At 72.8% G+C, this 13,759-nt stretch carries 11 protein-coding genes and 1 pseudogene; 6 read left to right on the forward strand and 6 right to left on the reverse strand.

Annotation, left to right across the window (positions count from 1 at the left end; translation table 11 throughout):
* Positions 1 to 71: 71 nt before the first annotated feature.
* Together B5D66_RS02115 and B5D66_RS02120 are read right to left on the reverse strand one after the other, a co-directional pair.
* Positions 72 to 752 carry a response regulator transcription factor gene (locus B5D66_RS02115; RefSeq protein ID WP_078759834.1) on the reverse strand — a complete coding sequence of 227 codons (681 nt, stop codon included), beginning with the start codon at positions 750 to 752 and terminating at the stop codon, positions 72 to 74.
* On the reverse strand, positions 740 to 1,921 hold the full coding sequence (locus B5D66_RS02120) for a sensor histidine kinase (protein WP_078759835.1): 1,182 nt from the start codon (positions 1,919 to 1,921) through the stop codon (positions 740 to 742). The genes B5D66_RS02115 and B5D66_RS02120 overlap by 13 nt, the downstream gene beginning before the upstream one ends.
* A 268-nt stretch (positions 1,922 to 2,189) precedes the next feature.
* Between B5D66_RS02120 and B5D66_RS02125 the strand changes: the two genes are divergently transcribed.
* The 4 genes and pseudogenes from B5D66_RS02125 to B5D66_RS02140 form a co-directional block, all read left to right on the forward strand.
* Positions 2,190 to 2,354 (forward strand): histidine kinase, encoded by a 165-nt coding sequence (locus tag B5D66_RS02125; protein ID WP_078759836.1) that lies wholly within the window; start codon positions 2,190 to 2,192, stop codon positions 2,352 to 2,354.
* The gene (locus B5D66_RS02130; RefSeq protein ID WP_078759837.1) at positions 2,351 to 3,022 is read left to right on the forward strand and encodes an ABC transporter ATP-binding protein; all 672 of its coding nucleotides are present in this window, start codon (positions 2,351 to 2,353) and stop codon (positions 3,020 to 3,022) included. Before B5D66_RS02125 ends, B5D66_RS02130 begins: the two co-directional genes overlap by 4 nt.
* Entirely contained in the window at positions 3,019 to 3,750 is a 732-nt protein-coding gene (locus tag B5D66_RS02135) for an ABC transporter permease (protein ID WP_078759838.1), read from the forward strand. Before B5D66_RS02130 ends, B5D66_RS02135 begins: the two co-directional genes overlap by 4 nt.
* Positions 3,751 to 4,097: 347 nt before the next feature.
* Positions 4,098 to 4,361: pseudogene (locus B5D66_RS02140) on the forward strand (DUF6188 family protein); the annotation flags it as partial.
* A gap of 523 nt (positions 4,362 to 4,884) precedes the next feature.
* Here B5D66_RS02140 and B5D66_RS02145 read toward each other — a convergent pair.
* From B5D66_RS02145 to B5D66_RS02155, 3 genes are read right to left on the reverse strand one after another with little or no spacing between them, the layout of a single operon-like run.
* On the reverse strand, positions 4,885 to 6,414 hold the full coding sequence (locus tag B5D66_RS02145; protein WP_078759840.1) for a tripartite tricarboxylate transporter permease: 1,530 nt from the start codon (positions 6,412 to 6,414) through the stop codon (positions 4,885 to 4,887).
* Between the two features lie 3 nt (positions 6,415 to 6,417).
* Positions 6,418 to 6,996, reverse strand: a complete 579-nt coding sequence (locus tag B5D66_RS02150) for a tripartite tricarboxylate transporter TctB family protein (RefSeq protein WP_078759841.1) — start codon at positions 6,994 to 6,996, stop codon at positions 6,418 to 6,420.
* Positions 6,993 to 7,988: a tripartite tricarboxylate transporter substrate binding protein gene (locus tag B5D66_RS02155; protein WP_078759842.1), complete on the reverse strand. Its 996-nt coding sequence runs from the start codon at positions 7,986 to 7,988 to the stop codon at positions 6,993 to 6,995. Before B5D66_RS02155 ends, B5D66_RS02150 begins: the two co-directional genes overlap by 4 nt.
* A gap of 324 nt (positions 7,989 to 8,312) precedes the next feature.
* Between B5D66_RS02155 and acnA the strand changes: the two genes are divergently transcribed.
* A complete protein-coding gene (gene acnA / locus B5D66_RS02160; protein ID WP_078759843.1) occupies positions 8,313 to 11,021 on the forward strand; it encodes an aconitate hydratase AcnA in 2,709 nt (902 codons plus the stop codon).
* A gap of 44 nt (positions 11,022 to 11,065) precedes the next feature.
* On the opposite strand, the gene B5D66_RS02165 is transcribed toward acnA, so the two are convergent.
* Positions 11,066 to 12,004, reverse strand: coding sequence for a GntR family transcriptional regulator (locus B5D66_RS02165; protein WP_235000645.1), 939 nt, complete (start codon positions 12,002 to 12,004; stop codon positions 11,066 to 11,068).
* Between the two features lie 482 nt (positions 12,005 to 12,486).
* Here B5D66_RS02165 and B5D66_RS02170 point away from each other — a divergent pair, with 482 nt between their 5' ends.
* Positions 12,487 to 13,716 (forward strand): MFS transporter, encoded by a 1,230-nt coding sequence (locus tag B5D66_RS02170; RefSeq protein ID WP_159457200.1) that lies wholly within the window; start codon positions 12,487 to 12,489, stop codon positions 13,714 to 13,716.
* Positions 13,717 to 13,759: the final 43 nt, after the last annotated feature.

Raw genomic sequence — 13,759 nt, forward strand, 5'->3', positions numbered from 1 at the left:
GGCCACCGTGTCAACCGAACGCGCCGTCGCGCGTCGCGTCCTTGCGCCCGTGGAGCGCCGGGACACGCCCCCTAGTCCCGCCCGTCGTCCCCCAGCCGGGCGTCGCGCACCGTGTTGGCGACGAGCACCCGGTTCGGCGCGTCCAGCTTCGCCATCACCCGGCCGACGACCGCCTTGACGTTGCTGACGCTCATGAAGAGGCTGTCGGCGATCTCGGTGTTGGACAGGCCCCGGCTGACGGCGAGGGCCACCTCGCGCTCGCGATCGGAGAGCGTGGCGACGCGCTCGCGGGCGCGGCGCCGCGTGTCGTCGTCCCCGCCGCCGACGGCCAGGCCGATGAGCCGGCGCGTGACCGAATCGGCCAGGTGCGTGCGCCTCCGGTGGACCGCGAGGATGCCCTCGACGAGTTCGTCCGGGGGCGCGTCCTTGAGGAGGAACCCGCTCGCGCCGGCGCGCAGGGCGCGGACTAGCGCGCGGTCCGAGTCCAGGGTGGTGAGGACGAGCACGGGCGGCGCCCCGGGGGCGCTTCGGATGCGCTCGGTCGCGGTCACCCCGTCGGTTCCGGGCATCCGCAGGTCCATGAGGACCACATCAGGCGCGTGCTCGGCGACGACCCGCACCGCCTCCTCCCCGTCACCGGCCTCGGCGACCACCTCGATCGCCCCGCCTCCGATGAGCAGGCGCAGGCCACGCCGGACCATCGGGTCGTCGTCGACGACCACCACTCGCACCGGCTCGTTCACGGCGACCATGGTAGGCGCACCCGCAGTTCAAAGTGGTCCGCGCTGTCGGACCAGGACAGGGACCCGCCGCAGATGGCGGCGCGTTCGGCCAGGCCCACGAGTCCCACACCGGAGTCCGATGCCCCGGTGTGCGCGCCCTCGCGGCCCCCGCCCGCCGCATCCGCTCCCCCGGCGCCGGAACGGTTGCGGACGGGGTTGCGCACCTCGATGAGGACCGCCTCCGCCCCGTCGGGCGTGATGCGCACCTCCACCCGGCCGGGGGCACCGTGCTTGCGGGCGTTGGTGAGGGCCTCCTGGACGATGCGGTAGGCGTGGCGGCCGGTGTTCGCGGGCGCCGGGAGCCGTCCGCTCACCTCGTCACGCACCTCCAGCCGGACGCCCGCCCTGCGGTTCTCCTCGAAGAGCCGGCCCAGTTCGTCGAAGGTCGGCTGCGGACGATCGGCCTCCTCGGCCTCCCCCTCGCGCGAACGCAGGTCGGAGAGGATGCCGCGCACCTCCGCGAGCGACTGGCGGGTGTTGGTGAGGATCTCCTCGGCCAGGGCGTCACGGTCGGCGGCGTCGAGGTCGGGACGGTAGGTGAGCGCGGAGGCGTTCAGCGAGATGAGCGTGAGCCGGTGCGCGAGGACGTCGTGCATCTCCCGGGCGATGCGGTTGCGCTCCTCCATCCTGGCGTTCTCCACGCGGAAGCGCTGCTCCCGTTCGGCGTCCAGCGCCCGTTCCCGCAGCACGCGGACCAGGTCGGCGCGGGCACCCCGGTAGGCCGAGGCCGCGGCCAGCGCCGCGACGGCCACGGCCACGAGGAGCAGTTCCACCCACAGCGGTTCGATCGGCTCCAGCGGGGTCCAGGGGGCGTGCAGGCCGAGGGCCAGGGCCACGGCGAAGAGGCCGCACAGGGGAAGCGCCTGCCGCCACCGCCGCCCCGAGGCGGACCGCGCGACCACGAGCCCGGCCAGACCGATGGAGGCGGTCGAGACGGCCGGCGCCGCGGCGACGACCCACCGGGCCCAGGGGCGGGACCCGAACCCGCGGCCCCCCACGACGAGCCCGGCCCCCAGGGCCGCGTCGGCAGCCAGGAGGGGCCAGGGGACGGTGATCCTGTTGCCGAGGTAGGAGTCGATGACCGCGAGGACGACGAACACCACGGTTGACCAGGGGACGAGACGGCCGGTGATCCTCACGGCCCCACCGTATAGCCGCTGCTCACCGCGCTCTCCCCCGACAGGGGTCCACGGCACCGAACGGGCACCCCGGTCCAGCGGGCACGGTACCCGCGGCCATCCCGCCGGTACCCGGGTCCAGGCTCGCCGGCCGCCGGACAACGCCCCGGGGCCGCGCGACGGCGCTCCCGGCACCGGGGACACTGCCGCCGGCGCGGGTGCCCTCCTAGCGTGGTCGGCACCGCCCCGGCACACCTCCGGGGAACCGTTTCCGACAGCAAGGAGTTCCATGTCAGCGGCGCTCTTGGTCGCGTCGATGGTCGCGTTCGCGGGTGCGATCACCATCGGGGCGCTCCGTTTCCTCTCACCGCGCGAGGAGAGGGGTTACGTCCTTCCCGGTGTCCTCCTCCTCGCCTACGCCGTCCTCTTCGGCCTGTGGATCGTGGTCGCGTGAGCCTGCTCGACATCCGCGACGTCTCCATGGCGCACGGCCGCACCCGGGTGCTCCGCAACATCGACCTGCGGATCGAACCGGGACACGTCTACGGACTGCTCGGCCCCAATGGCTCGGGGAAGACGACCCTGCTCAAGTCGATCCTCGGGGCCAACGACCACACCGGTGTCATCGAGCGCGCGCCGGGCCTGCGGGTCGGCCGCCTGATCGAGTACCCCGCGTTCTACGGCGGCCTGACCCTCCGGGAGAACCTGGAGCTGCACGCCCGCTACCTGCGGACCCCCTTGGGGGAGATCCCCGGCCTGCTGGCGGAGGTCGGTCTGGGCGATCGGGCGGACCTGCGCTTCTCACGCACCTCCCTGGGGATGCGCCAACGGCTCGGCATCGCCCGGGCGCTCCTCGGCGAGCCCGGACTGGTGCTGCTGGACGAGCCGACGAACGGCCTCGACCCCATCGGCATCCGCGACATCAGGGAGCTGATCCGCGCCGTCCAGCGCGAGCGGGGGACGAGCATGATCGTCTCCAGCCACAACCTGACCGAGATCGCCTCCCTCGCCGACCACCTGCTGTTCATGAAGGCCGGCCGGATCATCCGGCGCATGGCCGCCCGCGAGGTCCACGGCGATCTGGAGGACCTGTACGCGACGATCCTGGGGGACGGGGCATGAGGACGCTGATCGCCAACGAGCTTCGCAAGATCCGGCGGGAGCGGTTCGTCTGGGCCGTCCTCGTGCTGAACGTGGTCCCCTTCGCGATGGTGGTCGTCAACCACGTGGTGAACGGAGGGGATCCCACCCTGGAGGGGTTCTACTTCACCTTCCACAACCAGTACACGATGGTCCTGCCCCTGGTGGTGTGCGCGACCGTCGCGGCCTGCTTCCACACCGAGTTCCGGAACGGGACCTACTTCGAGTGGCTCACCTGCGGCCGGTCCAGGCCGGCGCTGTGGGCGGCGAAGCTGACCGTCGCCTGCTGCCTGGTGGTGGTGCTGGCCGCGGTCAACCACGTCGGTCTCGTGCTGTTCTTCCTGGCCGAGAACCCCGATGCGGGGCTCCTGCGGATGAGCGCCGCCTACTGGCTCCTCGTCGGCGTGTCGATCGCCTCCGTCGCGCTCTTGTGCGCCCTGCTGACGCTGCTGACCCGCAACGTCGTCATCGTGAACGTCTTCGGGATCGGCCTGACCGTGGCCACGCTCGTGTTCATGGCCGCCGACTTCTCGTACCTGATCCCCACCTGCTTCGCCTACCGGCTCAGCGTGGGCATGATCGTCCCCGACGCGGCCTATCCGGATCTCGGGCTCGCGCTCGCGGTGGGCTGGTCGGTCACGGCGCTGTTCCTGCTGCTGCCGCTCCTGGCCAACCTCCTCGTCATCACCCGCCGCCGCTACCTGCGCTGACCGGACGGCAGGCGCCTGGAGCCACAGGCAATGCCCATAGTGTCCGCATCATGGATCCCACTCCGAGGTCCCCCAACGGTCACGTCCGGTTCCACACCGCTCACGGCCAACCCGTGGACCTGAGCGGGAAGCCGGGGTCGACGGCCGACACCTCCATCCCCCTCAACCCCGACGGCGCGTTCCCACGACCACAGGGCCGGCGGCAATGAGATCGGGTATCGAAGGGCTGACCGTCATCCGGGTCTGTTTCGACGCCGTGTTCTGCCGGTTGATCGAGGACGGGCAGGGGCTGCGCGTGGAGACGCGGGCGCGTCTGGACTCCGCGGAGGGGATCGTCTTCTTCCCCGGAGGAACCCGGTGCCGCCGCCGTGCGGCTGGTGGGTCTCTTCGGCAGGAGGATCGTCCAGGCCACGGCCGCCAAGGCCGGATCGTTGAGGCTGGTCTTCGACAACGGCGTCCGGCTCATGGTGCCGCCCGGCCCCGGATACGAGGCGTGGAGTCTCGTCGGTCCCCGGGGCGAACTGCTCGTGTGCTTTCCGGGTGGCGGGCTGGGAAGCTGGGGACGGCGTTGCGGGGAAGGAGGCGAGTCCGCTGCCGGGCCGGTCCCCTGACCCGTTCCCCGGGGCCGGGAAGCCCGGGAAGGTCCGAGATCGACGACGTCGGAGGGGTCCACCGCCGCCTCGGCGCCTACGCAGGAGCGGAACCCCGGTACGGCAGCGTCGGAGGCGAGCCACGGCTTCGTCCGCGACGGCCCGTCGCGGGGCACCGACAGGCCATCGCCGACATCACCAACAGCGGAGCCTCAAAGTCCCGTCTCCGCCAGGTCTACCGGTACGGCGTGGGCGGACCGGCCGAGGAGTCCGGCCCTCCACGCCGGCACAGCGCCTTCCCGTGGCTAGGCGACCGCCTCACGGCGGAACTCCTCCAGCGACCACGAGACGGCGGACGGGGTCACCACTTCACGTGCGGACCCCGCCGGCACCGCCCCTCGCGGGGCCGCCGTCCGCGCGATGGCGCGGTGTCAGCCCCCGCTTTCAAGCCGCGACCGCCGGTGACGGGGGCTCCCCGTCCCATGCGCCCACGCCGAACAGGTCCCCGGCCCGCTCCTGCGGTGGACCGGCCCCGCCGCCCCGGTCACCCCGATCCCACCTCCGCCTTGCGCGACGGTGACCGCTCGGCGCGCTCCCGGATCCTCTTGACCGCGAACGCCGCGGCGACAACGGCCAGGATGGCGTAGATGCCGACCGCGATACCGCTGTCGACGAGGACCGTGAGGTCCCCCTGGCCGGCGGCCATCGCGCGGCGAAGCTCGCCTTCGGCGAGCGGCCCCAGGATGACGCCGATCAGCACCGGCGCGACGGGGACGTCGTAGCGGCGCATGAACAGTCCCAGGGCTCCGACCGCGTAGAGCAGCCCCACGTCGAAGATCGACCCCTTGGTCGAGTAGACGCCGACCGTGGCGAAGACCAGGAGGCCGGCGTAGAGGTGCCTGCGGGGCAGGCGCAGCAGGCGCGCCCACAGCGGCGCGAAGGGAAGGTTGATCAGCAGCAGCAGGACGGTGCCCAGGAACATGCTCGCCAGCAGCGCCCAGACGAGGTCGCCCTCGTTCTCGAACAACAGGGGACCGGGCTGCATCCCGTACTGCTGGAACGCCGCGAGCATGACGGCCGCGGTGGCCGACGTGGGCAGGCCGAGTCCCAGGAGCGGGATCATCGCGGTCGCCGTCGTGGCGTTGTTCGCCGCCTCGGGGCCGGCGACCCCCTCGATCGCGCCGCGGCCGAACTCGCTGTTGCCGCGTCGGCGGGCCAGCGCCTTCTCGACGCCGTAGGACAGGAAGGTGGGGATCTCGGCCCCGCCGGCCGGGATGACGCCGAACGGAAGTCCCAGGGCGGTGCCGCGCATCCACGGCAGCCAGGACCGGCGCAGGTCGCCGCGGCTGAGCCAGGGCGTCCCGGTGGCGATCGCCTGGACGGGGGCGCCACCGTCGGGACGGAACCCCTGGTACAGCACCTCGCCGACCGCCAACAGGCCGACGGTCACCACGACGATGCCGATGCCGTCGAGGAGGTGGGAGACCCCCAGGGTCATGCGCACCGCGCCGCTCTGGTCGTCGATGCCGACGACGCTGATGGCGATGCCGATGCCCAGGGCCACGATCCCGCGCAGAGGGGAGGCGGTGACCACGGCCGCCGTCGAGACGAAGGCGAGCATCGCCAGCGCGAAGTACTCCGCGGGGCCGAAGCCGAGCGCGAAGGCCACCATGCGCTGGGCGAAGAAGGCGACGACGGTGGTGGCGACGATCCCGCCGACGAACGAGCCGACCACGGCGGCGGCCAGGGCCTGCGAGGCGCGTCCGCTGCGCGCCATGGCGTGCCCCTCGAAGGCGGTGACGATCGACGAGCTCTGCCCCGGCGTGTTGAGCAGGATCGACGTCGTGGCACCGCCGAACTGTCCGCCGTAGTAGATGCCGGCGAACATGATGAAGGCCGCGGTGGGCTCCAGCAGGAAGGTGAGCGGCAGCAGCAGGGCGACCGCCATGGAGGAGCCGAGCCCGGGCAGGACGCCCACGGCCGTGCCGAGCACGACACCGGCCAGGCACCACATGAGGTTGGCGGGGGTGAGGGCGTCGGCGAACCCCGACAGCAGCAGGGAGAGCGAGTCCATGGGCTAGAGGACCTTTCCGAGAAGTCCCGCGGGCAGTGCGACCTCCAGCAGGCCGGAGAAGACGAGCTGCACCACCCCGGCCAGGGCCGCGGCGACGCACAGGTCGAACAGGGGGCGCCGCCGGTCGAGGGCGTAGCTGATCCCCCAGAACAGCAGCGTTCCCGACAGGAGCCAGCCCAAGGGCTGCAGCAAGGCGAGGTGCGCCAGGAGGGTCGCGGCCATCGTCGTCAGGGTGCGCCAGTCGCCGCGCGGCGAGGGGGTTTCGGCGGTGTCTCGCCCGCCGCCCGCCCCTCCTCGGCCAATCCGCGCCGATCCCCGTCGCAGGGCCCATGTGGCCGAGACCAGCGCGGTGAGCATCAGCAGCGCGCCGACGGTCAGGGGGAAGAACTGCGGGCCGAGGAACCCCGACGCCTTGGGGACCCGCATCAGCGCGCCACCCGAGAGGAGGAGCAGGGCGACGACGGCCGTCACAGCGGGGACGGCCAGCGCGGAGCGGATCCGGCGTGGGCCGGGCCCGGTGGGGTCCGACGGCGCCCGTTCTCCCGGGGCCTGTTCCCTTCGCAGAGGTTCCGCCGTGGTCATGACAGCCCCAATCCCTTGATGATCCCGGCGAGCCGCCGGTCCTCCTCGGCGAGAAAGTCCGCGAACTCCGCGCCGGTCGAGAAGGTGTCCTTCCAGCCGAACCGCCGCAGGCTGTGACCCCACTCCGGGGTCTCCACGAGGTCGCGCACCAGGTCTTCGAGTGTTCGCCGCTGCCCGTCGGTGAGGCCGGGGGCCGCGGCGAGACCGCGCCAGTTGGCCAGGTCGAGATCCAGACCCGACTCCCGGATGGTGGGAACGTCGACGCCGGGCAGGCGGTGCGCCGAGGAGACGGCCAGCGCGCGGACCTCGCCGACCTCGATCTGGGCCGCGAATCCGTTGAGGCTGGAGACGGCGACGTCGGCGGTGTGGGAGAGCAGCGCGGTCAGCACCTCCCCGTCGCCGGAGTAGACGATGTAGTTCAGGTCCGCGGGATCGGCGCCCAGGCGTTGGAGCGCCAGCGCGGCCGTCAGGTGGTCGGCGGTCCCCACGGCGCCCCCGGCGACGGTGATCCGGCGGGGGTCGGACCGCCAGCGGTCGGCGAGCTGGTCGAACGAGCGGACCGGGGAGTCGGCGCGCACGGCCACGACGACGTAGTCCTCGGCCAGCTTCGCCAGGGGCGTGATGTCGGCCAGGGTGGTCGGGGAGCCGGTGATCCGGATTCCCCCCAGGATCGACGTGCCCATGATCATCAGCACGTCGGAGCGTCCGTGCTGGCGGGACATGTGGGACAACCCGACCGTCCCCCCGCCACCGGGCAGGTTGACGACTTCGACCGTGCGCACCAGGCCGTTCTCCCCCAGCGCGTGCTGGGCCTGGCGGGCCACGCTGTCGAAGCCGCCGCCGGCGGCCGCGGGAACGACCATTTCGATGCGGGAGCCGGCGTGCTCCCGTGTCGTCTCGCTGTTGCGGACCTCCAGTACGCCGCCGCCGAGCGCGGCCACGCCGGCCACCCCGGCGAGCATCTCGCGGCGGTTCAGGGTCGACCTCTTCATCGCTCTCCCGGTTGTCGTGCGAGCAGGTGTCGCTGGGTTCTCGGGCTCCGCTCCGGGGGCGTGTACTCGTGACCCACGGCTCGCTGCACTGTGACGGGAGCCATATTGTACGAATCCGCTCTTAAGTGCAATCTTCGGGCGGCGTACGAGGTCGGTCAACAACCCGGACGACCCCGCAGCCACCCGAGCATCCAGGACGAAAAGCGCCGAGCAGGCGAGAAGCCGATCGCCTCCGAGACAGATCCAGCGGGAGGCGTAGCATGGATTGTACTTAGTAGCGTTTTAGAACAATCGATGTCGGCGTGAAGGAGAAGCGAGGCAACGATGATCGAGACCGAGGAAGCGCGACCAAGGACGTCAACGCTGGACATCGCCGGACGCGACTACCGCTACGTCCCGCTTGAGGGGGTGATGACGCGGCGGGAGCTACAGACGGTCCCCTACGCGATCCGGATCCTGCTGGAAAACGTCGCCCGCACGGCCCCCGGGGAACTGCCCGCGGTCCTGGACCGCGTCCACACGGGCGCGGGCACCTGCGAGGTGCCGTTCCACCCCAACCGGATCATGCTGCACGACACGACCTGCCTGCCGACGCTGGCCGACTTCGCCGCCCTGCGCGACATGGTCGCCGAGCTGGGGGGCGACCCCGCCGCCGTCAACCCGGTGATCGACGCCGACCTCACCGTGGACCATTCGGTGATCGCCGAGGCACACGGCTCGCCCGCGGCCCTGGAACACAACCTCCGCGTCGACTTCCACCGCAACGGCGAACGCTACCGGTTCATCAAATGGGCCGAGCAGAGCCTGCGGGGCTTTCGGGTCGTCCCCCCGGGCAAGGGGATCATCCACCAGGTCAACATGGAGACGCTGGCCCGCGTGGTCTGGCAGGACCGCGGCGGCCACCCCCCGCTGCTGCACCCCGACACGCTCGTCGCCACCGACAGCCACACCCCGATGATCAACGCCATCGGGGTCCTCGGCTGGGGGGTCGGCGGCCTCCAGGCGCAGGCCGCCCTCCTGGGCGAACCGGTCCTGTTCGGCTTCCCCGAGGTCGTGGGCGTCCACATCTCCGGCCGGCTGCGCGAAGGGGTCACCGCGACCGACCTGGCGCTGACCCTGACCGAGATCCTGCGGACCCACGGCGTCGTGGAATCGTTCGTCGAGTTCTTCGGCCCGGGGATCGCGAACCTGTCGCTGGCCGACCGCGCGGCCGTCGCGAACATGGCCCCCGAGTACGGCGCCACCTGCACCTTCTTCCCCTACGACGAGGAGGTGCGCTCCTATCTGCGCCTGACCGGGCGGAGCCGGGAACACCGCGTGGTGGTCGACGCCTACCTCGACGCCCAGGGCCTCAAGCGCACCCCGCACAGCCCGGTCCCCGACTACGACCGGACCGTCGAACTCGACCTCGCCTCGGTGGAGCCGTGCCTGGCCGGGCCGCGCCGGCCCGATCAGCGCCTGCGCCTGTCCCAGGTCCCCGACTCCTTCCGCGCCGAGGTCCCGCCGACCGGACGCCCTCGCGAGACCGACCCGGTCTTCGGGGAGGCGGTCCCCGAGGGGGCCGTCGCCATCGCCGCCATCACCAGTTGCACCAACACCGCCAACCCGGCCCTGATGGTCCAGGCGGGACTGCTCGCCCGGGCCGCCCGGGAACGCGGGCTGAGGGCCAAGCCCTGGGTGAAGGCGTCGCTCTCGCCCGGTTCACGGGTCGTCACCCGCTACCTGGAGGCCGCCGGCCTGCTGGAGCCGCTGGCGCAGACCGGTTTCCACACCGTCGGCTTCGGCTGCATGACCTGCATCGGCAACTCCGGTCCGCTCCAGCCCCGCCTGGCCGAACTCGTCGAGGCCGGAGCCGAGGCCGTCGCGGTGCTGTCGGGCAACCGGAACTTCCCCGGCCGGGTCAACCCGAGCCTCTCCCTGGCCTACCTCGCCTCGCCTCCCCTGGTCGTGGCCTACGCGCTGGCGGGGACGATCCTGCACGACCTCGCCGGCCAACCGCTCGGCCACGACCGCGAGGGCCGCCCGGTCTTCCTGCGTGACCTGTGGCCCGCCGACAGCGAGGTCGCCGCCCTCGTCACCGCGGCGGTGACACCGGAGATGTTCCAGGAGAACAACACCACCATCCGCGAGGGCGGCACGCACTGGGACGAGCTCACCTCGGAGGGATCGACGCTCTTCCCGTGGGATCCGGAGTCCACCTACATCAGGCGCCCGCCCTACCTCAGCGCGGTCGAGCCGCACCCGCCGCGGAGCCTGCGCGTCGACGACGCCCGCGTGCTGCTGTGGTTGGGCGACGACATCACCACCGACCACATCTCCCCGGCCGGCGCCATCCCCCCCGACAGCCCGGCGGGCCGCCACCTTCAGGCCGCCGGAACCCCGCCCCACCACCTCAACCAGTACTCCACCCGGCGCAGCAACCACGAGGTGATGCTGCGCGGCGCCTTCACCAACCCTGCGGTGGCCAACCTCCTGCTGCCACCGGAGTCCCGGGGAGGCGGCGGACGCGCCTACACCGCCGACCGCTCCCGGGTGGAGCCGGTCCACACCGCCGCCCGCACCTACCGCCAAGCCGGACTGGACCTCGTGGTGGTCGCCGGCCGCAACTACGGTGCGGGTTCCAGCCGCGACTGGGCGGCCAAGGCCCAGGCCCTGCTGGGCGTCCGCGCCGTGATCGCCGAGAGCTTCGAGCGCATCCACCGCGCCAACCTCATCGGCATGGGGGTGTTCCCCCTGGAGTTCCCACCCGGCCGCGGCGCCGCCGAACTGGACCTGCGGGGAGACGAGTCCCTGTCGATCGACGGGCTGGACGGCGTGGTTGCGGGCCACAACACGGTCGTGCTGCGCGTCCGGCGCCGCGGCGCCACGGTGGCGGAGATGCCGCTGCGCCTACGCCTCGACTCCCGCCACGAGGTCGCCTACCTGCGGCACGGCGGGACCATGCCCTATGTGGTGCGCCGCTTCCTGCCCGGGACGTCCCCCGCTCCCGATCGGCGCCTGCCGGCAGGGGAGGCGAGCGCCGCCCGGCCGTGATCCCCGCGCGCCGCCTCCCCGTGGGACCCCGGCCCCCGTCGCGGCTACAGGACCGGGGGAGGCGGCTCCGGCCCGATCCCGGTCTTGAGCCAGCGCACCCGGTCCAGGTGCGCGCGCAGCAGTTCGGCGGCCGCCTGGAGCTCCCCCCGCTCCATCAGCTCCAGCAGCCGCAGGTGCTCCCTGGCCTGCCCGACCAGCCGTGACCGGTCGAACTGGTGACGGTATTCGATCAACCTGCGCACCCGGTTCTGCCGCCGCAGGGCGTCCAGCAGGAAGACGTTGCCGGAGCAGCCCACGACCATCTCGTGGAACTCCGCCCCGGTCCGGAACAGCTCCCTGCGCGGCAGGGTCAGGATCCGCCCGCGCAACAGGGCCTCCTGACGGGCGCGATGCTCGGCGAAGGCGTCGGCGTCCACGGCGAAACCCGGCTCCAGCAGGGCCGCCGGCTCCACGATCATCCGGAACCGGTAGCTCTGGTCGTGTCCCTCGACCGTGGACAGCACCTTGTGGAACTCCCAGCCGCGTCCCGGACGGCGCCGCACCAGGTCCTCGCCCTCCAAGCGGGCCAACAGCCGCTGCGCCTGCCGCGGGGAGAGCCCGTAGCGGCGGGTGACCTCGGCCGCGGTGAACTCGCTGGCGAGACGGCCGCGCAGATGGTCGTCGACGAGTTGGAAGTAGCCGGCCTCCTCGGCCTCCGACGCCGCGTCCAGGTCGACCTGTTCGAGGGAGGACGCCGAGCGGGTCAGGAAGAACCCGCGGTTGGGGATCCGCTCCACGATCCCCAGTTCGGCCAGGAAGGCCAGGGCCTTGCGCACCGGAGAGCGCGACAGCCCGAGTTCGCCGGCCACCCACTGTTCGGTGATGTGGGCGCCCTCGTCCAGCCCCTGCCGGATGACCAGGTCGACGATCCGCATGGCGAGCGACGTCGCGGAGGAGGGACGCGACGCCTCACGTCCCCGAGCGGTTCCTTCGACCACCTGCACCCGCCCTCCAGACCGGGCGCGCCCCGCCCCGGCCACCTCACCGCTCCGGGAACCCCACGCTCGCCGGGCCGACTCACCGACCACAGCTTAGGGGGAGGAGAACCCGGTCCGTCGCCCCGGCTGCGAAGGCGCGGGCTTGTCGACGCGCCGCCGCCCGCGGCGGTCTGCCTGTCGGTGTCCGCTGCCGGTCACCCTGCGCAACGGCCACCGCGGCGGACGGGTGCGCTGCCATGATGCCAAGAGGCGCCGGCGGCCCCTCGTCCGTACCTCCCGGCCGACGCGGGCACCATGGTGCGCTCCGGCGGCGGCCCGGCTCCGCCCGCCGCCCAGACGGGCCGGCGCGGATGGGAGGGGACGGGTGTGCGCGGGGCGTCCAGCGGCGGGCACCCACCGGGAGAGCCCCGGCGCACGAGCGCGGGGCGCCCCCGGCCCCACACGGCGCGGTCGGGCGACCGCATCTCCGAGGAGCGGAAGGACACCCGTTGAACACTGGTCATCCCACGACCGGCCGGCGGCAGGGAGCGCCACGGCGGCTCACGCTGGCGTTCGCCTCGGTCCAGGGGAGCTCGTTCGGCTGCCTCTTCCTGCTGACCACGCTGTCGGTGGCCGAGGGCGACGGCTACGTGGGCCTGGGGGTGCAGGCGTTCTCGCAGGCCCTGCCGGCCCTCGCCCTGGTGTTCGTGTTCCGCGCGGTGGCCGGAAGGGCCGGCCTGCCGGCCCTGGTCGTTCCCATGCTGGCCGCCCAGGCCGCCGTTGACGCCGCCTTCGTCGCCGGCTACCTCACCTTCGGCTACCACCTGCCGGCCGCGGCCCTGACCGGGCTGCTCCTGGCCGTCGCCATCGCCGCCCAGGGCCCCGGCTGGAAGTCGCTGTTCTCCGACCTCATCCCCCGGGAGGACTTCCGCGAGCGTTACGCCGGGATCTCCTCGCTGAACAACGTGTTCCGCCTGGTCTCCCCCGCGCTGGCCGGGGCCGCCCTCTCCCTGGGGGGAGGGTGGATCTGGTTCGCCGCGGACGCGCTGTTGTGCGTCGTGGCCGCCGTCGTGGTCGCCCGAGTGCGTCGGGCCGTCAGGACCGCCCCGGGTGAGCGCACGGAACGAAGCGCGGCCGACGCGGCCCCGGTCCCGCGCCCGGCCCGCTGGCCCTTCCTGCTCCCCTTCGCCCTGATCTGCGTCTTCGGGTTCAACATCCAGTTGTTCGCGCCGGTCCTGGCCACCGGCGTCCTCGGGCTGGACGCCGGCTACGCGGGAATCCTGATGGCCTCCCACACCCTGGGGGCGATCCTGGGAAGCTACCTGTCGGGAAGGGTCCGGCTGGGCACGAGCGCCCTCTTCGGCGGTGCGGGCCTGGCCCTGGGAGCCCTCACCCTGCTGCTCCCCCTACCGGACACGCTGTGGCTCGCGCTGTCCCTCCTGGTCGTGGTCGGCGCCGCGCGGGGAGCCGCCCTCACCACCTCCTCGGTGATCCCCGTCCTGGCGTCGTCGCGCCAGGAGGCCAGGGACGACCTCTTCGCGCGGTCGGCGGTGTTCTTCGCCGGCAGCAACGTGGTCAGCGCGCCCTTGGTCGCCCTCCTGCTGGAGCACGGCCCTCCGGCGACCGCGTTCTACGCCTGCGGCGCGGGGTGCATGGCGGCGGGACTGCTCTGGCTGGTCGTGGGACCACGGTGGATGCGGGCCGCCGCGGGCGAGGGACGGTCCCCCGCACCCGGATGAGGCCGGCCCACGGCGCCGCCGCGCCCGCCCACCCCTCCTCCCC

The organism is Marinactinospora thermotolerans DSM 45154, assembly GCF_900167435.1.
GTDB classification, from domain to species: Bacteria; Actinomycetota; Actinomycetes; order Streptosporangiales; family Streptosporangiaceae; genus Marinactinospora; species Marinactinospora thermotolerans.